This window comes from Bradyrhizobium sp. SZCCHNR1051, from assembly GCF_032489615.1.
Lineage (GTDB): Bacteria > Pseudomonadota > Alphaproteobacteria > Rhizobiales > Xanthobacteraceae > Bradyrhizobium.
This window is the reverse complement of sequence record NZ_JAUEYJ010000026.1, coordinates 90742-114132: the sequence shown is the minus strand read 5'-3', so window position 1 is coordinate 114132 and position 23391 is coordinate 90742. Positions and strand designations below refer to the sequence as shown.

The 23391-nt window shown below is 66.1% G+C and carries 21 protein-coding genes; 12 read left to right on the top strand and 9 right to left on the bottom strand.

Going from position 1 to position 23391, the window contains the following annotated elements; translation table 11 throughout:
* Positions 1-2: 2 nt before the first annotated feature.
* From QW868_RS28375 to QW868_RS28355, 5 genes are all read right to left on the bottom strand, one after another.
* Positions 3-881 carry an ABC transporter permease gene (locus QW868_RS28375; protein ID WP_315776213.1) on the bottom strand — a complete coding sequence of 293 codons (879 nt, stop codon included), beginning with the start codon at positions 879-881 and terminating at the stop codon, positions 3-5.
* An 8-nt stretch (positions 882-889) separates the two neighbouring features.
* The gene (locus QW868_RS28370) at positions 890-1765 is read right to left on the bottom strand and encodes an ABC transporter permease (RefSeq protein ID WP_315758074.1); all 876 of its coding nucleotides are present in this window, start codon (positions 1763-1765) and stop codon (positions 890-892) included.
* Positions 1765-2547: an IclR family transcriptional regulator gene (locus QW868_RS28365; RefSeq protein ID WP_315740919.1), complete on the bottom strand. Its 783-nt coding sequence runs from the start codon at positions 2545-2547 to the stop codon at positions 1765-1767. Before QW868_RS28365 ends, QW868_RS28370 begins: the two co-directional genes overlap by 1 nt.
* Before the next feature lie 153 nt (positions 2548-2700).
* A complete protein-coding gene (locus QW868_RS28360) occupies positions 2701-6246 on the bottom strand; it encodes a molybdopterin cofactor-binding domain-containing protein (RefSeq protein ID WP_410051336.1) in 3546 nt (1181 codons plus the stop codon).
* Positions 6246-6728 (bottom strand): (2Fe-2S)-binding protein, encoded by a 483-nt coding sequence (locus QW868_RS28355; RefSeq protein ID WP_316162888.1) that lies wholly within the window; start codon positions 6726-6728, stop codon positions 6246-6248. The genes QW868_RS28360 and QW868_RS28355 overlap by 1 nt, the downstream gene beginning before the upstream one ends.
* A 285-nt stretch (positions 6729-7013) precedes the next feature.
* Here QW868_RS28355 and QW868_RS28350 point away from each other — a divergent pair, with 285 nt between their 5' ends.
* The 8 genes from QW868_RS28350 (at position 7014) to QW868_RS28315 (ending at position 15290) form a co-directional block, all read left to right on the top strand.
* Positions 7014-8465: a 6-hydroxynicotinate reductase gene (locus QW868_RS28350; protein WP_316232056.1), complete on the top strand. Its 1452-nt coding sequence runs from the start codon at positions 7014-7016 to the stop codon at positions 8463-8465.
* Positions 8462-9349: a UPF0280 family protein gene (locus QW868_RS28345; protein ID WP_315740916.1), complete on the top strand. Its 888-nt coding sequence runs from the start codon at positions 8462-8464 to the stop codon at positions 9347-9349. The genes QW868_RS28350 and QW868_RS28345 overlap by 4 nt, the downstream gene beginning before the upstream one ends.
* A 39-nt stretch (positions 9350-9388) precedes the next feature.
* Positions 9389-9973, top strand: a complete 585-nt coding sequence (locus QW868_RS28340) for an amino acid synthesis family protein (RefSeq protein ID WP_315715503.1) — start codon at positions 9389-9391, stop codon at positions 9971-9973.
* Positions 9974-9999: 26 nt separating this feature from the next.
* On the top strand, positions 10000-11202 hold the full coding sequence (locus tag QW868_RS28335; RefSeq protein WP_316232055.1) for an ABC transporter substrate-binding protein: 1203 nt from the start codon (positions 10000-10002) through the stop codon (positions 11200-11202).
* 183 nt (positions 11203-11385) lie between these two features.
* The gene (locus QW868_RS28330; RefSeq protein WP_316232054.1) at positions 11386-13272 is read left to right on the top strand and encodes an ABC transporter permease; all 1887 of its coding nucleotides are present in this window, start codon (positions 11386-11388) and stop codon (positions 13270-13272) included.
* Positions 13269-14060 (top strand): ABC transporter ATP-binding protein, encoded by a 792-nt coding sequence (locus tag QW868_RS28325; RefSeq protein WP_315740913.1) that lies wholly within the window; start codon positions 13269-13271, stop codon positions 14058-14060. The genes QW868_RS28330 and QW868_RS28325 overlap by 4 nt, the downstream gene beginning before the upstream one ends.
* Positions 14057-14761: an ABC transporter ATP-binding protein gene (locus tag QW868_RS28320; protein WP_315740912.1), complete on the top strand. Its 705-nt coding sequence runs from the start codon at positions 14057-14059 to the stop codon at positions 14759-14761. The genes QW868_RS28325 and QW868_RS28320 overlap by 4 nt, the downstream gene beginning before the upstream one ends.
* A gap of 13 nt (positions 14762-14774) precedes the next feature.
* Complete coding sequence (locus QW868_RS28315; RefSeq protein ID WP_316232053.1) at positions 14775-15290, top strand: MarR family winged helix-turn-helix transcriptional regulator; 516 nt, start codon at positions 14775-14777, stop codon at positions 15288-15290.
* Positions 15291-15562: 272 nt separating this feature from the next.
* Here QW868_RS28315 and QW868_RS28310 read toward each other — a convergent pair whose 3' ends face one another.
* A complete protein-coding gene (locus QW868_RS28310; RefSeq protein WP_315740910.1) occupies positions 15563-16759 on the bottom strand; it encodes an amidohydrolase family protein in 1197 nt (398 codons plus the stop codon).
* Positions 16760-17077: 318 nt separating this feature from the next.
* Here QW868_RS28310 and QW868_RS28305 point away from each other — a divergent pair, with 318 nt between their 5' ends.
* The 3 genes from QW868_RS28305 to QW868_RS28295 all read left to right on the top strand — a co-directional run bounded on the left by QW868_RS28305 (position 17078) and on the right by QW868_RS28295 (position 19706).
* Positions 17078-17959 (top strand): aldose 1-epimerase family protein, encoded by an 882-nt coding sequence (locus tag QW868_RS28305; protein ID WP_316232071.1) that lies wholly within the window; start codon positions 17078-17080, stop codon positions 17957-17959.
* Positions 17960-18275: 316 nt separating this feature from the next.
* On the top strand, positions 18276-18695 hold the full coding sequence (locus QW868_RS28300) for a hypothetical protein (protein ID WP_315782496.1): 420 nt from the start codon (positions 18276-18278) through the stop codon (positions 18693-18695).
* Positions 18696-18884: 189 nt separating this feature from the next.
* Positions 18885-19706: an aldo/keto reductase gene (locus QW868_RS28295; protein ID WP_315740908.1), complete on the top strand. Its 822-nt coding sequence runs from the start codon at positions 18885-18887 to the stop codon at positions 19704-19706.
* A gap of 80 nt (positions 19707-19786) precedes the next feature.
* Here QW868_RS28295 and QW868_RS28290 read toward each other — a convergent pair whose 3' ends face one another.
* Positions 19787-20014, bottom strand: coding sequence for a hypothetical protein (locus tag QW868_RS28290; protein WP_315740907.1), 228 nt, complete (start codon positions 20012-20014; stop codon positions 19787-19789).
* 138 nt (positions 20015-20152) lie between these two features.
* Positions 20153-20602, bottom strand: a complete 450-nt coding sequence (locus tag QW868_RS28285; RefSeq protein ID WP_315740906.1) for a hypothetical protein — start codon at positions 20600-20602, stop codon at positions 20153-20155.
* Positions 20603-20772: 170 nt separating this feature from the next.
* On the opposite strand from QW868_RS28285, the gene QW868_RS28280 reads away from it, so the two are divergent.
* A complete protein-coding gene (locus QW868_RS28280) occupies positions 20773-22053 on the top strand; it encodes an amidohydrolase/deacetylase family metallohydrolase (protein WP_315740905.1) in 1281 nt (426 codons plus the stop codon).
* Between the two features lie 11 nt (positions 22054-22064).
* On the opposite strand, the gene QW868_RS28275 is transcribed toward QW868_RS28280, so the two are convergent.
* Positions 22065-23303 carry a PLP-dependent aminotransferase family protein gene (locus tag QW868_RS28275; protein ID WP_315740904.1) on the bottom strand — a complete coding sequence of 413 codons (1239 nt, stop codon included), beginning with the start codon at positions 23301-23303 and terminating at the stop codon, positions 22065-22067.
* Positions 23304-23391: the final 88 nt, after the last annotated feature.

The window sequence follows — 23391 nt, the reverse complement described above, 5'->3', positions numbered from 1 at the left end:
CCTTAGAGTTTGACGTAGGAGCGAAGACCTACGGTGCGGTCGAGCGCGATGACGACGATGAAGGCGAGCAGGATCGAGACCACCGAGGCCGCGCCGATGGTGCCGTCGAGATCGAACTTCAGATAGTTGAACAGCGTGATCGGCAAGGTCTCGCTACCCGGCGCGACCAGGAACAGCGACACCGGAAACTGGTCGAACGAGACGATGAAAGCAAAGATCGCGCCTGCCAGAACGCCGGGCTTCACCAGCGGCAGAGTGATCTCGAAGAAGGCCCGGGTGGGGCTGGCGCCGAGATTTTGCGCGGCTTCCTCCAGCCTGACATCGAAATTATGCAACACCGCGAGCGTGGTGCGCACGACGTAGGGAATCGTCACGAGCGTATGGCCCGCGACGAGGCCCCACAAGGGACGCCCGACATCGAGCAGCACGTAGGACTGGAACAATGCAAGACCGGTCAGGATCGCGGGCAGCATCAGCGGCGACAGCATGGTCGCCACGATCAGCCGAGAGCCTGGCAGGTTGCCGCGGGCGATCGCCAGCGCGGCCGACGCGCCAAGCACCGTGGCCGCGACCGTGGTCATGGCCGCAACTTCGATGCTGAAGAGCAGCGCGTGCATGAAGTCGCGCGAGGCGAAGAACTTCTCGAACCAGCGCAAGGAGACGCCGACCGGCGGAAACTGGATGAAAGGCGTGGGGTTCAGCGCGAACACGATCACGATCGCGATCGGCGTCAGCAGGAAGGCGAGGATGCCGGTATTGGCGGTGAGATAGAGCCTGCGACCCCACCGGAGCGGCCGCGTCTTGCTGCGAAGGGCAGGTGTGGCCGCCAGATCGATCGGCGCAGCAAGCGGCGGCCGCGATCCTGGAGCAAGGCTCGTCATATTGGCCCTCATTGCAGCTCGCGCTGGCCCGAAACGAGGCCGAGCACGTGATTATACGCGACAACGAGCGAGAGCGAAATGATGAGCAGCACCATGCCGAGCGCAGCCGCGAATCCGACGTTGAAGTTCGCGGAGATCTGCTGGTAGATCAGGATCGGCAGGGTCATGATCTGGAAGCCGCCGAGCAGGATCGGCGTGACGTAGGCGCTGATCGCGAGCGCGAAGACGAGCAGCGAACCGGCGAGGATGCCGGGCAGGCTGAGCGGCAGGGTGATTTCGAGAAAAGCGCGCCACGGGCTGGCGCCGAGATTCTCCGCCGCCTGCTCCAGCCGCTCGTCGATGCGGCCGATCACGCCAGTCAGCGTCAGCACCATGAAAGGCACATAGATGTGGACGAGGCCGATGATGATGCCGGTCTCATTGTACATCAGCTGCAACGGCCTGGTGATCAGCCCGAGCGCGGTCAGGATCTGGTTGATGACACCCTTGTCGGACAGCAGCGTCATCCAGGCGAAGGTGCGCACCACGATGCCGGTCAGCATCGGCGCCAGCACGGCCATCAGCAGCAGCGCATGGCCGGTGCGGCTCTTGATCCGCGCCATCCAATGCGCGAGCGGGTAGCCGATCACGAGCGCGGCCAGGGTCGTCCAGAGGCCGATCCGGATCGTGGTCCAGATCACCTCGAGATAGTAGCCGTCATCGCCCATGCGGGCATAGTGTTTGGCGGTGAGGGCGACGTTCGGCATGACCACGGGGTTGCCGGTCAGGACGCTCATCAGCGCCATCAATCCGATCGGCAGGAAGAAGAACAGCGCGAACAGCAACGCGCTCGGCAGGATCAACAGCGCCATGCTGTTGACGCGCGGCGCGCTGCTGCTCGTCATCAGGAGGCCAGTCCGGCCAGTTGTTCGATGGTCTGGCCGAGCGGATCGCCGGTCATGCGGCGCAGCTTGGCAGCCATCGCGCCGAGCTCGCGGCGGACGTTGGCGCGCTCGATCTCGGTGGTCGCCTGCACCGAATAGGAGACGGCGATGCCGATCAGCTCACCGCTCTCGCCGCTCGCCAGCGCAAAGCCCTGCGAGCCGACGCCCTCGATGGCCTCGTCGGCGGCGTCCGAGATGCCGGTCCGGCGGATCTCGTTCAGCCGCGCCATCAGCTCGGTGAAGTTCTGCGGCGAGTTGGCCGGGACCTTCGGGTAGTCGAGCGGCACGCGCGCCCGGATCTCCTGGTCTGACAGACGCGCCAGCATGGCGCGGCCATTCGAGGTGATGATTGCCGGCGTGCGCTGGCCGGGCGGGTTGACGACGCGCAGCGGATTGGAGCCGGGCACGATCCGCAGCACCACCTGCTGATAGCCGTCGAGCACGGCGATGTAGCCGGTGTGGCCAGTGCGCGCGCAGACATCGCGCAGTTCGCCCTCGGCGGTGGCGATCAGGTCGTCATGGGCCCGGTGAAGCCGCCCGAGCTCGAAGGTCAGCAGGCCCGGGCGGTAGCGTCGGCTATGTGGGTCCTGCTCGAGCAGGCCGCAATCGCGCAGCGAGCGGAGCAGGCGTGAGGTCGAGCTCTTCGGCTTGCCAGTCAGGACCTGGACGTCGGCAAAGGAGAGGTCAGGTCGCGCGGTCGAAAAGCAGCGCAGGATGTCGATGGCGTTGGTCAGGGCGCTCATGATGATACCATTTGTTCCATTTTTTGGAACATAGTCCCAAATTCTAGAAGCGGCAGGGCGACTGCCGCAAGGCGAAATTACTGGCAAGGAGGTGCCCGAATGCGCGTCAGGGTGGTGGTCGGGGCGCCGGGCGCTGAAGGAGCATGCTCGGCCTCACTGCGCCACGGCGGACCTGATGCGACCGATGGCGGCGTCGACGCCCGTCCAGGCCGGCTTGTCCGGGGCAAATTGCTGACGGAGATAGGCGACGAGTTCGGCGAGCTGGACGTCGCTGAGATGCTCCTTGAACGCCGGCATGTAGCCGAGGTCGGACGAGGCCGGCTTCATGATCCCGTGCAGGATCACCTGGATCAGATTGTCGGGTGTGGCGCTGTGCAGGTTGCTGTTCAGCGCCAGCGAGGGCCGGCTGCCGAACAATGGCAGGCCGCCGACCTCGTGACAGACCGCGCAGGCGCCGAGATAGAGCCGTGCCGCCGGAGACGGCGTCGAGGTCACCTTGGTGCGCGCTTCCAATTCCGCGGCCATCGCCTCCAGCTTCGCTGCCGCGGGCGAGGGCGTCTGGAACGAGGCGAGATAGATCGCCATGGCCCGAATGTCGGCATCGGGCAGCGTCGCGAGATCCTTGACGATCGGTGCCATCGGACCGGCGGCCACGCCATGGAAGCGCGACTGACCGGAGCGGAGATAAGTGTAGAGCTCGTCCTCGGTCCACGGGATCGGGGCACTCGAGAGCGAGGTCAGCGCTGGGGCTTCCCAGCCCTCGGCGAAGCCGCCAGCGAGATATGCGTTGCGCTGCTCGGCGCCGAGCGCGTTGCGCGGCGAGTGACAGGCGCTGCAATGGCCGAGGCTTTCGACGAGATAGAAGCCGCGATTCCAATGCTCTGATCGTGTTGGATCACGCCTGAACGGCTGCGTGTCGTGAAACAGTGCATTCCACCCGGCGACCAGCGGCCGCAGGTTGAACGGGAAGCGCAGCGCGTTGTCCGGCGCCTGCTGTCGGACCGGTGCCTGTGCCATCAGGTAGGCGTACAGCGCCTGCAGGTCGGCATCATCGGTTCGTGCGAAATGCGTGTAGGGGAACGCCGGATAGAGCTGCCGGCCGTCGCGATGCACACCCTCGCGCATCGCGCGCTCGAAGGCGGGATAGGACCAGGCGCCGATCCCGGTCTCGACGTCGGGCGTGATATTGGTGCTGAACAGCGTGCCGAACGGCGTCTCCAGTGCGCGGCCGCCGGCATTGATCAGGCCGCCATCCGCGGTATGGCAGACCGCGCAATTGCCGAGCGCCGCGAGCGCCTCCCCGCGCGCGATCGTCGCAGCGGAATAGACCGAGGGATCGGGGCGGGTGATCGGCGCGATGGCGCGCCAGGGCAGCACGGCGGCGGCGACGCCGATCGCCGCGGCGCAGGCCGCGACGGCGGTGGCGATCACGCCGCCCCGCTTGGCAAAGGGCTTGAGCCACGTGGTCGCCGGTCTTTCGGGGGCGGGCAGCGACTGCGGCGCCGGCGTCTCCACCCGTTCGCCGCGCAGTCCTTTCAGGATGCGCTCCGGCGTGAATGGCGGCTCGCGGAAGCGGACGCCGGTGGCGTCGTAGATCGCATTGGCGATCGCGGCGGCGCTTGGCACGGACGCTGACTCGCCGACGCCGAGCGGCGGCTGATCCGGTCGCGGCAGCATCAGCACGTCGATCTCAGGCACGTCGGGGAAGGTGATGATCGGATAGGCGCCCCATTCCCGCGCCGCGACCTTGCCGCGCGTGAAGGGAATCTCCTCCATCAGCGCCCGGCTGGTGGATTGGATGACGTTGCCTTCGATCTGGTGGCGTACCCCGTCCGGATTGATCATCAGGCCGGAGTCCTGGCCTGCGATCACCCGCGTGACGCTGACGTCGCCGGTCGTCGTATTCACGGCGACATCGGCGATCCAGGCCGACCATGCCGCACCGTAGCCGGGAAACTTGCTGTGGACGTAGAGCGCGTAGGCGAAGCCGCGGCCATGGACGACGCCGTTCTCGGGCGTCTTCTCTTCCCGCACGGGGCGCGGCGTCCAGCCGGCGCGTTCGGCCACGGCGTTCACGAGATCACGCGCGCGCTCGTCCTTCAGATAGCGCAGCCGGTATTCGATCGGGTCGACGCCGGCCTCGGCGGCGAGCTCGTCGATGTAGGACTCGTGGGCGAAGGTGTTGGGCAGGGCCGAGACGCCGCGGATCCAGGAGGCGCGCACGATCGGCGGCATGTCATGCGCTGTGATGCGCATATGGTCGTAATCATAAGGCGGAATCGCGGTGCGGTCGCCCATCTCGAACACGGCGGGCTCCGGCGCGATGCGGCCGGTGAGCAGCAAGGCCAGCGTCGGCGCGCCGTTCGAGGGATAGCGCGTGGCGAATTCATAGGCCGCAACCGAACCGTCGGCATTGAGGCCGCCATTGACGTCCATCAGCTGCGCGGTGCCTTTGGGCTCCCACAGATGCTCCTGCTCGCGCGTCAGCTGCACGCGCACCGGGCGGCCGACCGCACGCGACAGCAGCAGCGCATCGGCCGTGACATCGTCGGCGCAGTTGCGGCCATAGCAGCCGGCGGCCTCCAGCCGGACCAGCTCGATGTGATCCTCTGGACAGTCGATCAGCCTGGCGAGATCGCCGCGCAGGATGTGCGGATTCTGCGTGCCGGAATAAATGCGGATCTGCCCGTCGCGATAGTCGGCTACAGCGCAGGACGGACCGATCGAGCCGTGCATCTGATAAGGCCAGAGATAAGTCCGCCGCATCTGCTTGGCGGCGCCGGCGATGGCGTCATCGACATTGCCCTTGTCGAGCAGCCGTCGCGGCTCGGACGGATTGGCCCGCAGCGCGTTTTCGACATCGTCGAGATCGCGCAAGGCCGGCACCGGCTTCCAATTCACCTCGAGGCGCTCGGCGGCCAGGATCGCGTTCTCCTCGCGCTCGGCGACGACGCCGATGAAGTCGCCGATGACGACGACGTCGATCAGGCCCGGGACACCGCGCACCGAGTCTCTGTCGACGTCAAGCAGGCTGGTGCCGATGAACGGTCCGGCATCGACGCCGGCATAGGGTGGGCGCACGACGCGGCCGTGCAGCATGCCGGGCACGCGCACGTCATGTACGTAGGTGAGCTCGCCGGTCGCCTTCGCCGGCAGATCGACGCGCGGCACCGAGCGGCCGACGACCTGATAGTCGTTCATCGACTTGACGATGATATCGTCGGCGAGCGCGAGGCTGATCGTCTCATCGCCGATCAGTTCGCCATAGCTGAGGACGCGGTTGTTGGGCCCGCGGATCAGCCCGTCCTCGACCGTCAAATCCTGAACGTCGAGGCCGAGCTGCGCGGCCGCTCGCGCCAAGAGGAAGGCGCGCGCCTGCGCCGCCGCCTTGCGCAGGGGCACGGCGGTGATCTGAATTGTCTCGCTGGCGATGGTCGCGCCCTGGTTCGGCACGACCGCGGTGTGACCGAGCACGACCACGACGCGGGCGAAGGAGACGTCGAGCTCTTCTGCAACGATCTGTCCCAGCGCGGTGCGGATGCCGGTGCCGAGATCGACATGGCCGTTGAAGGCCGAGACCTCGCCTGCCGCCGTGATCCGGATGAAGGTTTCGAACCGGCCATTGTTGCCGGCCATGGGACGCTCGACGACCAGCCGGCCGCGAGGCATGTCTTCGTCCTTGGTGAGGCGATCGTTCATCAGTCCAGCGCCTCGAGCGTGTGGCCGGCCGCCCGCATCGCCGCGCGGAGGATCTCGACATGGGCGCCGCAGCGGCAGAGATTGTAGCGCAGCGCCTGCTTGATCTCGTCGCGTGACGGATCGGGCTTGATCGCCAGCAGCGCCTTGGTCGTCATGATCATGCCGTTGAGACAATAGCCGCATTGCGCGGCCTGCTCAGCGATGAAGGCCTGCTGCACCGGATCGGGCGCCTCGCGCGAGCCCAGCCCTTCCAGCGTGGTGACATCGCGGCCGATGCAGCCTTCCACCGGAATGACGCAGGAGCGGGCGGCGCGGCCGTCGATCAGCACGGTGCAGGCGCCGCATTCACCCAGGCCGCAGCCGTATTTCGGACCGTTCAGGGCGAGGTCGTTGCGCAGCACATGAAGCAGGGGCGTGCCGGGCGCGGCGGCGACGTCGTGCGCCCGTCCGTTCACGGTCAGCCGAATCGTTGCTGGCGTCATGCCCTTCTGTCGTCCGCTATGCTATCGTTAACGAGGATGCGATGGCGATCGCTCCGAGCGTATCGTTTGTGTACTAACATGCAAGTGCCACGTTTTGCGCTGCAGCGTATGCACGATTTGTCGTCATTGTGCAGGGCAAACTGATCGTTTATCCGGCAATCGTGCTTTTCGTTCGCGGTGGCGCTTGACAGCCGGCGGAGGGGCGCGACATCATTCGTATACGAACGAATTGCCGCGGCGTGTGGACGTTTGCCGCCAGCTCCGCTTCAAGATAGGCTTCTCTGCATGGTGACCGAAACGGCGAGCGACGGTGCCGCGGACAAGATCCGCTGCGATGCCTGTCCGGTGATGTGCTACATCAAGCCGGGCGCGGCAGGTGCCTGCGACCGTTATGCCAATCAGGACGGTGTGCTGGTGCGCGTCGATCCGCATATCCTGCTGGAGCGCACGGTGTCGCATGGCGGCAAGCTGGTGCCGTTCCAGGCGAGCGGCGACTGGGACGGCAAGATCGTGCATCAGCCCGAGCTGTTCGTTACCGCGATCGGCGCCGGCACCACCTATCCGGACTACAAGCCGGCGCCGTTCATTGTGTCGTCGGTGGTCGATGGCGTCGACATGGTCACGGTCGTGACCGAGGGCATCTTCAGCTATTGCGGCGTCAAGGTGAAGATCGACACCGACCGCTATCTCGGACCGGAAGCGGCGACGGTGCGCGTCGACGGCGAGGCGGTCGGTCACGTCACGACCAGCGAATACGGCTCGCAGATGCTGTCGCTCGGCGGCGTGCATCATCTCACCGGCGGCTCCAAGAAGGAGGGGCGTGTCACCTGTGACGCGCTGATGGACCTCAGCAACCGCAAAGCCGTGGAACTCGTGGTCGACGGGGGCTCCAGCGTGATCGTGCAGGCGGGGCAGCCCCCGATCGTCAACGGCGTCAAGGAAGAGCGCATGCGCGTCGGCTGCGGCTCGGCCACGATCGGCATGTTCGCCAAGCAATGGCAGGGCAAGGTCGACGAGGTCGTCGTGGTTGATGATCACATCACCGGCGTTCTTTCGGAGCACCAGGCCGGCAAGCTGCTCGACATTCCTGCGACCGGCATCAAGATGAAGGGACGCCGCTCGACGCCGGGCCGCTACTTCCAGGTGGCGCAGCCCGGAACCGGCTGGGGCGGCACCGACATCTCCGATCCGCTGTCGATCCTCGGGCCGTTCGATCCGAAGACGGCGAAGCCGGGAACGACGCTGCTGATGGTGTCCACGACGGGCGAGCATGCCGGATACTACGTGCTCGACGAGACGCTCAGGCCGGTGCAGCGCGAGATGCCGCCGGAGCTGCGGTTCTCGGTCGAGCGCATCCAGGAGAACTGCGAGCCGGCGCTGTGCACCGTGCTGTTCATGGCCGGTGCCGGCGGCTCGCTGCGCGCTGGCGTCACCGACAATCCGGTGCGGCTGACGCGTTCGGTCAAGGATACGCTGACGCGGGTGACGAGCGGCGGTGCGCCGGTCTATGTCTGGCCGGGCGGCGGCATCACCTATATGGTCGACGTGACCCAGATGCCGGCCGGCGCCTTCGGCTATGTGCCGACGCCTGCGATCGTCGCGCCGATCGAGTTCACGCTGAGGCTATCGGATTATGCGGCGCTCGGCGGGCACATGGACTACGTCCAGCCGCTCGCTTCGCTGAAGGATGTCAGCAAGGACATCCGCCAACTGCCGTGGCCGAGGCCGGGCGCATGAGCCGGCGGCCACAGATCGCCTTGTTGCCCGACCGGCGGCTGCATCTGCAGGACGGCCCGATCGATCTGATCATCGGCGCAGATGCGGCCGATGGCGATATTGGTGCGGCCTATCGTGCGGCGGCCGAGCGTTTTACGGGGCTGCTCGACGAGCTGTGTGTGGAACTGTCCGTGCTGCGCAGAGGGGCCGATCAGGATCGCTGCCCGTTGAAGGGCGTCGTCGCGCAGCGGATGCATGCCGCCGTGGTGCCGTTTGCGCGCGAGATGTTCATCACGCCGATGGCGGCTGTCGCGGGTAGTGTCGCCGAGGAGATTCTCGGCGCAATGCGCGGCGCGGCGAAGCTGACGCGGGCTTATGTCAACAATGGCGGTGACATCGCACTCCATCTGCGGGATGCCGCCACGTTCAGCGTCGGGCTGATGGACCGTCCCGACGGCGCGGGCGTGATGCGGAGGATGACGCTTCGTGCTGCCGACGCGATCGGCGGTGTCGCCACATCGGGCCGCCACGGTCGCAGCTTCTCGCTGGGCATTGCCGATGCGGTGACGGTGCTCGCGCGTAGCGCGGCGCAGGCCGATGCGGCTGCGACGGTGATCGGCAACGCGGTCGACCTTCCGGGTCATCCGGCCGTGCTTCGCCGACCTGCGTGCGAGCTGCAACCGGAGAGCGATCTCGGTGACCGCCTCGTCACATGCGAGGTCGGAGAGCTCCGTGATGTCGAGGTTGCCGAAGCGCTGGCCGCGGGCGAGCATCGTGGGCAGTCGCTGCTGTCGGCTGGTCTGATCGAAGGCGCTGTTCTGCAGCTCCGCGGCAACATTCGCGTTGTCGGCCCGCGCGCGGTCGAGATCGTTCGTCGGCCGCAGTTGCGGGCGGCGGCGGCGTGAGGTTTGATGCATGATGTGCAAGAATACGAAGGGTCGACGATGAGCGCCGTCATCAGGAAGATCGTGACCGTGGTCGAGGAAGTCCATCAGGAGATGGGCCGGTCCGTCTCGCCGCCGACGCGGCGGGCTGCGGCAGTGGCGGTGATCGAGAATCCGTTTGCCGGCCGCTATGTCGAGGACCTGTCGCCGCTGATCGCGATCGGCGAGGAGCTCGGCGAGATGCTGGCCAAGCGCGCGGTCGCCGCGCTCGGCATCGAGGGTCCGGCCGCGCACAGCTATGGCAAGGCGGCGGCCGTCGGCAGCGATGGCGAGCTGGAGCATGCGGCCGCGATCCTGCATCCGAAGATGGGGGCGCCGGTGCGCAAGGTGCTCGGCAAGGGCGCGGCGCTGATCCCCTCGTCGAAGAAGCGCGGCGGCGTTGGCTGCACGCTCGACATTCCGCTCGGCCACAAAGATGCGGCCTTCGTGCGCAGTCATTTCGACGGCATGGAGGTGCAGATCAACGACGCGCCACGCGCCAATGAGATCATGGTCGCGCTCGCGGTCACCGACAGCGGCCGTCCGCTGCCGCGCGTCGGCGGGCTCACGGTCGCCGAGATCAAGGGCGAGGACGGTCTACGGTAATTCGACTCAACATGGAGGCTGAAGGGATGCGACGGAGAACGATGCTTGCGGCAGGCCTGGGCCTTGCCGTCGCGGGACTGACGAGCGCGGCGCGCGCCGAGGACGTCATCAAGATCGGCGAGATCAACAGCTATTCGCTGCTGCCGGCGTTCACCGAGCCTTATCGCAAGGGCTGGCAGCTTGCGGTCGAGGAGGTCAATGCAGCCGGCGGCATCTACGGCAAGAAGCTCGTCGTCGTCTCCAAGGACGACAGCGGCAAGCCGGCCGATGCGCAGACCGCAGCCAACGAACTGGTCTCGAGCGAGAACGTCGCGATGCTCGCCGGTACGTTCCTGTCGAACATTGGCCTCGCCGTCAGCGACTTCGCCAACCAGAAGAAGGTGTTCTTCCTGGCGGCCGAGCCGCTGACCGACGCCATCACCTGGGCGAAGGGCAACAAATACACCTTCCGCCTGCGTCCGTCGAACTACATGCAGGCGGCGATGCTGGTGGAGGAGGCCGCCAAGCTTCCCGCCAAGCGCTGGGCCACCATTGCGCCGAACTATGAATATGGCCAGTCGGCCGTCGCGGTGTTCAAGAAGCTCTTGTCGGAGAAACGGCCCGACATCCAGTGGGTGGACGAGCAGTGGCCGCCGCAGGGCAAGATCGACGCCGGTCCGGTGGTGCAGGCCGTCGCCGCCGCCAATCCGGAGGCGATCCTCAACGTCACCTTCGGCGCCGATCTCGTGAAGCTGGTCCGCGAAGGCAACACCCGCGGCCTGTTCAAGGACCGCAAGGTCGTCAGCTTCCTGACCGGCGAGCCGGAATATCTCGATCCGCTCAAGGAGGAGACGCCCGAGGGCTGGATCGTCACCGGCTATCCCTGGTACTCGATCAAGACGCCCGAGCACGACGCGTTCCTGAAGGCGTATCAGGCCAAGTACAACGACTATCCGCGGCTCGGCTCGATCGTCGGCTACCAGACCATCAAGTCGGCAGCCGCCATTCTCGCCAAGGCCGGCTCGACCGATACCGACAAGCTGATCGCCGCGGCCGAGGGACTGTCCGTGCCGTCGCCCTTCGGTGAAATCACGTTCCGTAAGATCGACCACCAGTCGACGCTCGGCGCTTACGTCGGCAAGACCGCGCTGAAGGACGGCAAGGGCATCATGGTCGACACCGTCTACCGCAAGGGCTCGGACTATCTGCCTGGTGACGCGGAAGTCGGCAAGCTCCGGCCGAAGGACTGATCCACACGATCCTGCTTCTCCCTCTCCCGCAGGGGGAGAGCGGGCGGGGTGAGGGAATACGACGCCTGATCTACAGGTTCGGGCCGAGATCCCTCACCCCACGCTTGCTCGTCAGCTCTCTGAAGGAGCGCCCGAGCGCAAATGCGGCTCATCGATTCGACGATCTCCTCACGCGGACCGCCCATGGCCTTCTACTTCGTCCAGTTCCTGACCGGCCTTGCCAGTGCAGCCTCGCTGTTTCTGGTGGCGTCGGGACTGTCGATCATCTTCGGCGTCACCCGCATCGTGAATTTCGCCCATGGCGCGTTCTACATGCTCGGCGCCTATGTGGCCTTTTCGCTCACCGAGCGGCTGTCCGGTCCGCTCGGCTTCTGGGGCGGCATCATCGTGGCGGCGCTCGTGGTCGCGGCCATCGGCGTGCTCGTCGAGATCGTGCTGCTGCGCCGGATCTATCACGCGCCGGAGCTGTTCCAGTTGCTCGCGACCTTCGGCTTGACCCTGATGGTCGAGGATCTCGTCGTGCTGATCTGGGGACCGGATGATCTGGTCGGCCGCCGCGCGCCGGGATTGAAAGGTGCGGTCGATTTCTTCGGTCAGAACATCCCGAGCTACGACCTGTTCCTGATCGCGCTCGGTCCGATCGTGCTCGGTGTGCTCTGGTTGCTGTTCCAGCGCACTCGCTGGGGCATCCTGGTGCGCGCGGCGACGCAGGACCGCGACATGGTCGCAGCGCTCGGGGTCAATCAGAAGTGGCTGTTCACCTCGGTGTTCGCGGTCGGCGTCTTCCTCGCCGCGCTCGGCGGCGCGCTGCAGATCCCGCGCGACGCGGTCCATCACGCGATGGATCTGCGCATCATCGTCGAGGTGTTCGTGGTCGTCGTGATCGGCGGCCTCGGCAGCATCCTCGGCGCCTTCGTTGCCGCGGTTCTGGTCTCGGAGCTCAATGCCTTCGGCATTCTCATCTTCCCCACGATCTCGCTGATCCTCGTGTTCCTGGTGATGGCCGTCGTGCTGGTCGTGCGGCCTTGGGGCCTGTTTGGCAAGAAGGAGGCGCCGGCGCGGCGCACGCCCGGTCTCACCGTCATTCCCTGGCGTCCGCTGAGCTCGGTCGAGCGGCTGGCGTCTCTCGTCGCGCTGGCGCTGGCGGCGATGCTGCCCTTCATCGCCGGCAACTACGCGCTGACCGTCGGCGCCGAGATCGCGATCTTCGTGATCTTCGCGGCGTCGCTGCATTTCCTGATGGCGGTCGGCGGCCTCGCCTCGTTCGGTCACGCCGCCTATTTCGGCCTCGGCGCTTACGGCGTCGCCTTCCTCGCGAAGATGGCGGGGCTGCCGATGATCGCCTGCCTCTTGCTGGGGCCGCTGCTCGGCGCGCTTGGTGCGGCCGTGTTCGGCGCCTTCGCCGTCCAGCTTTCGGGCGTGTATTTCGCGATGCTGACGCTCGCATTCGCACAGATCGTGTGGTCGATCGCGTTCCAGTGGGTTGCGGTGACCGGCGGCGACAACGGCATTCTCGGGCTCTGGCCGGAGAAATGGGCCGCGTCGCCGTCGCACTTCTACTGGCTCGCGCTCGGCGTCTCCGCGTTCGTCGTCAGCGTGCTGCGTCTGATCACCTTCTCGCCGTTCGGCTACGCCTTGCGCGGAATGCGCGACTCTCCGCTGCGCAGCGAGTCGATCGGCATCAACGGCAAGCGCATCCAGTGGACGGCGTTCATCATCGCCGGCACGACGGCCGGCCTCGGCGGTGCGCTGTTCGCCTATCTCAAGGGCAGCGTCTTTCCGGACAACATGGGCATCTCGCTGTCGGTCGATGCCCTGGTCATGGTGCTGCTGGGCGGCGTCGAGACGGTGCCCGGCGCGATCTTCGGCGCCATCGTCTACAAGGCGCTCAACATCTGGCTGGTCAGCCAGACCGACTGGTCGAAGCTCGTGCTCGGCATCTTCATCGTGCTGATCGTGGTGGTGTTCCCGAAAGGCATCGTGGGCGTGGTCGAAACCGTCATGCATCGGCGCCGCGCAGCGGCCCCCAAGGGGGCTTCGCTGTCGGCCAAGATGGAGGGCGCACAATGAGTCTCGGCGTGTCGCTGCTCTCGGTCGAAGGCCTGTCTAAATCCTATGGCGGCATTCACGCCGTCCGTAACGTGTCGTTCACGCTGCAGGCCGGCGAGATCCTCGCGCTGATCGGTCCGAACGGCGCCGGCAAGAGCACCTGCTTCGACATGCTCAACGGCCAGAACGTGCCGGACAGCGGCCGCATCACCGTGATGGGGCAGGAGACCACGGGGCGCAAGCCGCGCGAGGTCTGGCGGCTCGGAGTCGGGCGGACCTTCCAGATCACCGCGACCTATCCGACCATGACGGTGCGTGAGAACATCCAGGTCGCGCTGGTCTCGCATCATCGCCGCCTGTTCGATTTCTGGAGCCCGATGCTTGCCATCGAGCGCGACGAAGCAGATCGCCTGCTCGATCTCGTCGGCATGGCCGGCTATGCCGAGCGTCCCTGCGGCGAGCTCGCCTATGGCGACCTCAAGCGGCTGGAGCTCGCGATCGCGCTCGCCAACCAGCCGAAGCTGCTGCTCATGGACGAGCCGACCGCCGGCATGGCGCCGCGCGAGCGCGTCGAGTTGATGCGGCTGACCGCCGGAATCGCGCGTGAGCAGTCGATCGGCGTCCTTTTCACGGAGCACGACATGGACGTGGTGTTCGAGCATGCGGACCGCATTCTCGTGCTCAATCGTGGCAGTCTCATTGCCGAGGGATCGCCAGCCGAGGTGCGGGCCAATCGCGAGGTGCAGGCGATCTATCTCGGCGAAGGCCTGCTGTATGATGCGGATCATCGCGAGGGAGCTCCGGCATGAAGCTGTCCGTCGCCAATCTCAACAGCCACTACGGTCCTGCGCATATCCTGTTTGACATCGGCCTCGAGGTCGGCGAGGGCGAGGTGGTGGCGCTGCTCGGGCGCAACGGCGCCGGCAAATCGACGACCTTCCGCTCGATCGTCGGCCTGGTCGAGCTGCGCGAGGGCCAGATCATGTTCGAGGGCAAGGACATCTCGTCCGCGCCGACCCATGAGATCGTCCGTGCCGGCCTCGGCTATGTTCCGGAAGAGCGCAGAATCTTCACCGAGCTGACGGTGGAGGAGAATCTCGAGGTCGGGCGCCAGAAGCCGCGGCCCAATGCCCCGCAATGGACCCGCGAGAAGTTGTATCAGCTGTTTCCAAATCTCGGCGAGATGAAGAGTCGCCCGGGCGGCCGCATGAGCGGTGGTGAGCAGCAGATGCTGACCATCGCCCGCACGCTGATGGGCAATCCGTCGCTGGTCCTGCTCGATGAGCCCTCGGAAGGCTTGTCGCCGAAGATCGTGGAGCAGATGGTCGATGCGATCCTGACCATGAAGAAGGAAGGCGTCTCGCTGGTCGTCTCCGAGCAGAACCTGCATTTCGCGAAGCTGATCTCTGACCGCGCCTACATCATCGAGCGCGGTCGCATCTGCTTCTCCGGCACCATGGCCGAGCTCGACGCGCGGCCCGACATCCGCGACGCGCATCTGTCGATCTGAGGCGAGGAAAGATATGGCCAAGAGCGCCCCGCTGAAGCGGTCGACAAAAGCGGCGACCAAGACGACGCCGAAGCCACAGGCCAGGCAAGCCGCGAAGGCTGCGCCAAAGCCGGCCCGCACGGCCTATGTGCTGGACGACCAGATCGGCTTCATCCTGCGGCAGGTGTGGCAGCGCCACACCATGATCTTCGCGCGCGACATCGGCAGCAACCTGACGCCGACGCAATGGGCGGCGCTGTCGAAGCTGGTCGAGACCGGACCGTGCTCTCAGAACCAGCTCGGACGGTTCACGGCGATGGATGTCGCGACCATCAAGGGCGTGATCGATCGGCTGACGGCGCGCGGTCTCACTGAAACCAGCCCGGACCCGCAGGATGGTCGCAGGCTGTTAGTCAGCCTGACCCGCGCCGGCCAGCAGCTCGCGGAGAAGACCGCACCGCTCGCGCTGGCGATCTCCAAGGAGACACTGGCGCCGCTCGATGCGAAGGAACGCGAGACGCTGCTGTCGCTGTTGAACAGGCTGCGGTAGTCGCCACGAGCGCAGGTCGTGTAGGGTAGGCAAAGACGCATTCGCGTAGCGAATACGTCGTGCCCACCATCTATGCTGCGACGAAGACGCTGGGTGCGTCGCACACGGCGCTGGCGCGTCGCGCGCGCCTTTGCCCAACCTTGCTACGCAATCTTCATCAAACTCACGGCGTCATTGCGAGGCGCCCTTGCGCCGAAGCAATCCAGAGCTTCACATGCGGCCCTGGATTGCTTCGCTGCGCTCGCAATGACGGCGGAGAAAGCCGGTCGATCCTATTTCGCCACGATCTCCGGGATCTTCGTCGCCGGCGGCGTGTTGCGGCTGCGCTGGGTGCGGACGATGCCGTCGATGATGGTCATGCCGATGCCCGGGAGGTCACCGAGCTGGACGCTGTCGAGCAGCGTCTTGGCCGGCGAGTGCTGCGCCTTGTCCATGATGACGAAATCGGCGGAGCGGCCGATTTCGATCAGGCCGCAGTCGAGCTCGCGCATCCGCGCGGTGTTGCCGGTGGCGAAGCAGAACGCGATCTCGGCCGGCACGTCGCCGAGCGAGGACAGCAGCGACACCATGCGCAGGATGCCGAGCGGCTGCACGCCGGAGCCGGCCGGCGCGTCGGTGCCGAGGATCACGCGGTTGAGCTCGTTCATCTCGCGCGCGGTGCGCAGGGTGAACAGCGCCGAACGCTCGTTGCCGTTGTGCACGAGCTCGAGCCCGGCCTTGCAGCCCTCGCAGATGCAGCGGATCTGGTCGTCGGGCAGGGCGGTGTGGCCGCCATTGATGTGCCCGATGACGTCGGTGCCGGCCTCCAGCACCACGTCCTTGTCGATCAGGCCCGAGCCGGGGATCGACGGACCGCCGGTGTGGATGGTGCTCTGGATGCCGTATTTGCGTGCCCAGCCGACCATCTTGCGTGCGGTGGGGCCATCCTTGACGCCGCCGAGACCGACCTCGCCGAGCAGCTTGACGCCAGCCGCGGCGAGCTCCTTGAAGTCGTCCTCGACCATCTCGCATTCGATCACGGGCGCGCCGGCATGCACCTTCACGCCGCCGGGCCGCAGGGTCCAGAACGCGCGCTGCGCGAAGATCGCCATCGCCTTCAGGCCGACGACGTCGCGCGGACGGCCGGGCATGTGCACCTCGCCGGCGGAGATCATCGTAGTGACGCCGCCATGCAGATAGGAGTCGATCCAGTTGGTCTGGTTCTGCCGCGGCGTCCAGTCGCCGGCGACGGGATGGACGTGGCTGTCGATCAGGCCCGGCGCCACCGTCGTGCCATGAGCATCGACGATGGTCGTCGCGCCTTCGGTGTCGACGTCCTTGAAGCGGCCGATTCCCGTGATCTTGCCGTTCTCGGCGACGATCGTGTCGGCATCCAGGATGGGCCGTTCCAGTGCGCCGGACAGCATCAGGCCGATGTTGCGGATGACCAGCTTGCTGGGACCGGTCGCTTGCGGCGCGTCATGGGCCATCGGGATATCCTTCTCTCCTGGCAAAGAATTTGCGGCAGTTTGCGCCTGCACGCGGCGCAGCATCAAGCCGGTTTCGGTCATTCGTACACGAATGATCAGGGCCGGCAAGCTGCGGCCTGCACGAAGATTTGGCGCGGGTTGCCTACCCTTCAGACACAGCGCGGGCCCTATGAGTGCGGCTTCGGTCCTGTGTTCGACATTCCCGTGCCCTGTGCTTGTGGCGGTGGTCTACGCGCTGGTGATGAACCGCACCCCTGGACGTTGCTGCCGCAATCCGGCATCACCTCGTGCGATTCTTTTGCGACGTCGGTGACGGCAATGAGCGACGACCTTCATACGATCAGCGCGGGCGGCATCACTGCCGCGGTCAAGGCTGATGGCGCCGAGCTGTGCTCGTTGAAGACCGGCGGGGGCCTGGAGTTGCTCTGGCAGGCCGGAGCCGTCTGGCCGCGCCATGCGCCATGGTTGTTTCCGATCGTCGGCCGACTCAAGAATGACCAGCTCCACCACCGCGGCCAAACCTATCCGATGACGCAGCACGGCTTCGCCCGCGACCTCCGCTTCACTTGGCTGGAGCGCGGGGCCGAGTCATGCGTGTTGCAGCTGACCGACGACGAGACGACGCGGGCGCGCTATCCGTTCGCCTTCCGTCTCACGGTGAGCTACCGGATCACCGCTGATGCGCTGGACGTGGCGGTCGAGATCGCCAACCCCGGCGCGGAGGTTCTGCCCGCCTCGTTCGGATGCCATCCCGCCTTCAACTGGCCGCTGCTCCCCGGCCAGCCGAAGGAGAGCTACCGGCTAATTTTTGCAGAGCCGGAGCCGGCGCCGATCCGCCGTCTGACTGGCGGTTTGCTGCGCGAGCGGCCGGAGCCCTCACCGATCGAGGGGCGCGTTCTCCCGTTGAGCGAACGTCTGTTCGACGACGATGCCGTGATCCTCGATCAGCCGGCCAGCCGTTCGGTTCGCCTCGTCGGAACCACAGGACCGGCGCTTGAGTTAACTTGGGATCATTTTCGTCAGCTTGGAATCTGGTCGAAGCCCGGCGGCGTGCCGTTCCTGTGCATCGAGCCGTGGCGCGGTTTCGCCAGTCCGCTCGATTTCGACGGCGAGTTTGCGGCCAAGCCCGGCGTCATGCACATCGCCCCGGACTCTGCAGAGACGCTGCGATGCCGCATCCGGGTCGACGGATTGCTATGACTAATGCTCGCAGCGCCCATTTGCGTGCACAGCGGTAACTGTGACTCGCAGTTTTGGGCCTGGAAATGACGGCGCCGTGACCTACATCAGAGACGAGCGCGGAACTTTGGCTATGATGCGTCGAACGACCGGCGGTTGGTGGGCGCTTTCTCCGAACTGATAACGGTCGATCACCGAACATGATGTGCGGCGTGATGTCAGGCGCTCTTAGCTGGCTCTTGCAGCCGGGCAGCGCTGCGAGTTCGCCATCGGCCGGCGTGCAGAGATCTCGCGGCGGGGCGCGTAAGTGGCGTTACGCGGGGAACGGGAGGATGGGATGGTGTTGAGAGCTGTTATCGGCACGATTACATGCGCCGTGTTGCTCACGGCGAGCGATGCTGTGGCGGGGGCCTATCGGCCGGGCGACTTCCTCAAGCTTGATCTGTCGAAGGCCGTGTTGTCGCCGGAGCCGCTCGGCCCCGAGGCGCATTTCGAACCTGTGCCTATCGAAGCCAAATCAGATCGACCTGCGGTCGCCGTCCGTTCCGCGATCGACCCGGACGAGCGCTCCGGCATCCCGCGCGCCGTCGCCACCCGGCGCGCTCATGGCACCAGGACGGCCGAGCGGCCCCGCGGCGCCGCTCGCACCAAGCTCGTCCATCGGCGCGGCAATCCGCTGGACGCGCAGGCGATGGATACGCGCATCCAGACCTGGCCGTGCCGGCCCGGCAGCGGCGGCATCTGCAACTGGCGCTGAGCAGACAGGCTCGGCGTGCGCCTGCACGCCGGAACCGACCTCCCGACATCTTGATTGAGGTGGATGCCGGCTCGCTTGAACTCGCAAGCGGAGCGACGGCAAGCTGAGCACTTCCCGCCAAGGTCTTGATGTTTCGAGGCTGCCGCCGGCGTTCGCTGGCGAGTGGTTCGCGCGATTCCAGGAGAATTCATGAACGCCATCGACACCCAGGGTATTCGTCTGCCCAAGCTCGGGCTCGGCACCTTTCGCATGCAGGGCACCGTCTGCCGCGAGGCCGTCGAGAGCGCGCTCGCGCTCGGGTACCGCCACATCGATACTGCTGAGATGTACGCCAACGAGGACGCGATCGGTGCTGCACTTGCGGCAACAAATCTGCCGCGCGCCGAATTGCACGTCACCACCAAGGTCTGGCCGGAGAACCTCGCGCCGGACGCGATCCGTCGCGCATTCGACACGAGTCTGAGGAAGCTCAGGCTGGAGTTCGTCGACCTCTATCTCATCCACTGGCCGGCCAAGGGAATGGACCTGCCGGCTGCGCTGGAGACACTGTTGAAGCTGAAGGAGGAGGGGCGCACGCGCGCGGTGGGCGTCGCCAATTTCACCGTCGCGCTGCTGAAGCAGGCGGTCGAGGAGATTCGGGCGCCAGTGGCGTGCAACCAGGTCGAGTATCATGTGATGCTCGATCAGTCGAAGCTGATGGCTTACATGGCGAGCCGGTCAATTCCCCTGGTGGCTTATTGCCCGCTGGCGCAGGGACGCGCCGCCGCCGACGAGACGCTGGGGGCCATCGGCAGGAAGCATGGCGCCAGCGCCGCCCAGGTCGCGCTGAAATGGCTGTTGGACCAGGATGGGGTGGCGGCGATCCCCAAGGCAGCGCGCCCGGAAAGTCAGCGGGCGAACTGGGATGCGACGAAGCTTCAACTCGATGATGAGGATCGTGCCACCATCGCGTCCCTCCCGAAGGACAAGCGCTTCGTCAATCCGGCCTTTGCGCCGGACTGGGATCGCTGACGACCGTGCCATCGGGCCGGGGTGAATGGACCACAGAAAATGGCCCCTTGCGGGGCCATTGCTGCGTCGAAGTCCGCGGATCAGTCGCGCTTGATGATCACGGTGCGGTCATGATGGCGGTGGAGCGGCCGGACATAGTGGTGAGGCCGGTACTCACGATGCATGCGGTATTCGGCGTGGGAGCGATCCCAGCCGTGGTGGTAGTGATGGCCACCACGCTTGATGACCACCGTCTCGGCGTTGGCGATCGACGGTGCCGCGAGAGCGACGACTGCAAGGGAAGCGAGCGCGAGAGCGATTTTCTTCATGTTGTCCTCCAGAATGAAAGTGCGGGATCAACTTGAAGTGTGAAAGAACGTTCCGCAGGACCTTCCACGAAGTTGCTGAATACACGTTCAGATTTGGTCTTCACGCTTGCGGGCGAGCTGCGTCTCGAGCCTGCCGCGTCAGTCGCACTTCCTGAGCGCTGGCGTCGGCTTGCCGTTGGCGACGAAGCGCGCCTCGCGAATGGTATAGCTGCCGTCCTCGCCACGATTGAACACCGAGCGGATGCCGCCGTCCGTCGTCTTGATGATCCCATTCTCGCGCGTCTGGCGCGCCCTCGACAGGACGATCGAGAGGACTAGAGTCTGGTCGGGTTCGATCCGCGCGGTGGCGACCTCATTGACGTCGGAGGGATCATGGTCGCGGCGATAGACCAGGCTGCCGTCCGGCGAGATCTCGTAGGAGATGATGGCGCCGCGGCCTCTGACCGGAGGCGCACTGCAATCAGCAGCCCAGGTTCCGATCAGGCCCCACGCACGTGCCACCTCGGCCGTATCGTCCGCCGAGGCGGCCGGCGCAAAGGATGATGCGAGCAGGAGGATTGCGAGCAGGCGTTGGGAGATCGAGGTCATGGGGTCTCGCAGGAATGTCGTCCGTCCATCTTAATGCACCGCGTCAACGGCGCAATGTCGGACCTGCGAGATAGGCCCGAAGCGTCGATCTTCCGGTGCGGGTCTTGCCGGAGCCGCCGACAAGGCGCATGCTATCGGCAACTACAAATAAGATGTGGGGGAGGCCGAGCATGTCCGCGCTGTCGCGCCGTCATTTCCTGTTGTCTTCCGGAGCGGCCGCCATGGCTGCGGTGTCGGGCCCGGCTCACGCGGCGATGGGGCCGGCCGACAAGTTCGACCTTCTCATCAAGGGCGGCGACGTCATCGATCCCAGCCAGGCCCTGCGCGGCCGGCGCGACATCGGGATCCGCTGGGGCGTGGTCGAGGCCCTCGAACCGGACATTCCGGTCGAGCGTGCGCTGCGGTCGATCGACGCTGCCGGCCGGCTGGTGATGCCGGGCCTCATCGACCTCCACAGCCACGTCTATCCCTATGGCTCGGCGATCGGGATTCCGCCGGACGAGCTCGTGCAATTCCAGGGCACCACGACGGTCGTCTCGGCCGGCGATGCCGGGGTGAACAATCTGGCGGCGCTGCGCCGCTTCATCGCCGCCCAGTCGCGCGCCCGCATCTACGCCTTCGTGCATATCGCCAACAATGGTCTGTCGGCATTTCCGGTCGCGGAGCTCTATAACATCGACAACGCCCAGGTGGATGCCTGCGCCATGGCGCTGGCCGAGAACCCGGACTTTCTGCTCGGCGTCAAGGTGCGGATGTCGGAGAACGTGATCTTCAAGCATGGGCTCGAGCCGCTGAAGCGCGGCATCAAGGCCTGCGAGTTGTGCGGCTGGCCGGCGCGGATGATGGTGCATATCGGTGGCGTCGAGACCGGTGAGTTGATGTCGCAGATCCTGGACCTGCTGCGCCCCGGCGACATCCTGACCCATGCCTATTCCGGCGCGCCGAACATGGGCGGCGCCTTCACCAACATCGTCCAGGACGGCAAGCTGCTGCCCGCGGCGCTCGCCGCCAAGCAGCGCGGCGTGCTGTTCGATGTCGGCCATGGCGGCGGCAGCTTCGATTTCACCGTGGCCGAGGTCGCGATCCCCGGCGGCTGCGGCCCGGACACCATCTCCTCCGACATCCACGTGTTCTCCGGCAATAGCCCGGGCATGCCGTTCCTGCCCAACGTGATGGCGAAATTCATGGCGATGGGACTCTCGCTGGAGCAGGTGGTGAGCATGGCGACCTCGGCGCCGGCCAAGATCATCAACCGTGCGCCGAAGATCGGCAGCTTGCAGGTCGGCGCGCCGGCCGACGTCGCAATCATGGACCTGGTCGAGGGTCCCGTCAGCTTCGTCGATACCCGCGGCAACAAGCGCGAGGGCAAGCTGCAGCTCAAGCCGGTGCAGACGGTGATCAATGGCGTGCCGTTCGGACGGCCCTACCAGTCGCCATTTTCGGTGCGATGAGCAGCGCGCGATCACTCGATCGCGCGCGTCCGCTCCACATTGGACGAGCGCAGTGGCACGCCGAACTCCTCCCGGCAGACGTCGGCGAGCACCGCGATGCCCTCGCGGATGTCCTGATGCGAGGGGCTGGCGAAGCACAGCCGCAGGCGGCTCCGCGCATGCGCGGCGTCGGTGGACCATTCCGGTCCCGGATTGATCGACACGCCGCGCTTGAGCGCGGCCTGTGACAGCTTCATCGCGTCAACCTGGTCCGGCAGCTTGAGCCAGAGGAAGATTCCGCCCTTCGGCGCCTCGAACTCGGCGGCGATGCCGAACTCGGCGTTGAGCGCCTCGATCAGGGTGTCCAGCTTGGCGCGCAGGCCCCGCACCAGCTGCGGCACGTGGGTCGCGAAATGCGGCCTGCAATATTCCGCAAGCACCATCTGTTCCAGCGCGCCCGAGCCGGCATCGGTCTTGAGGGACAGCAGCACCGACATGATCTCCCAGGGGGCGACCAGGAAGCCGACCCGCAACGCGGGCGCGACCGACTTCGAGAACGACCCGAGATGGATCACCCCGCCATGGTCGGACATGCCGTGGATCGCGCGGGGCCGTTTGCCATCCCAGATCAGGTCGGCGTAGCAGTCGTCCTCGAACACCGGCACACCATAGGCGCGCGACAGCCATAGCAGCTCGGCCCGGCGGCTTTCCGGCATGATGGTGCCGGTCGGGTTCTGCACCGTCGGAATGGTATAGATGTATTTCGGCCGGATGCCGCGATCCCTTAGATCGGCCAGCACCGTCGCCAGCGCATCCGTTCGCATGCCGTCCTGGTCGAGCGGGATGCCGATGACCTTGACGCCCAGTCGCGCCAGGCGCGTCAGCGTGCCCTGGTAATTGTCCTGCTCGACCAGCACGGTGTCGCCGCGCGTGAGCAGCGCCTGGTTGACGAGGTCGAGGCCCTGCAGCGAGCCCGAGAGGATCATGATGTCGTCGGCGCGCGCCGACATGCCGGCGTCCCGCGTCAGCTTGGCGGCAAGGAATTCCCGTAGCGGCCGGTAACCTTGAGGCCCATGCGCGAGGCCGTAGGTAGCCAGCGCGCGTCCCTCGCGGGCGAGCACGGCGTCGGCGGCCGCGCGCAAGCCCTCCACGGGCACGGCATCGGCGTCGTTGTTGCCACCGACGAAGCTGTATTTTGCGAGTCCCGTCCAGCGCGCGGCCGGTGCGGGCAGGCCGGGGCTGAGGAGGGGTGCAAAATCGAATGCGGCCATGAGGCGCGGCTCCCTTGTTCTCGATTTGAGGCGACTTTAAACAGATACCGGGGCGCTTGTCCTCGCAGGGTAGGTCCTTTTCCCGGGG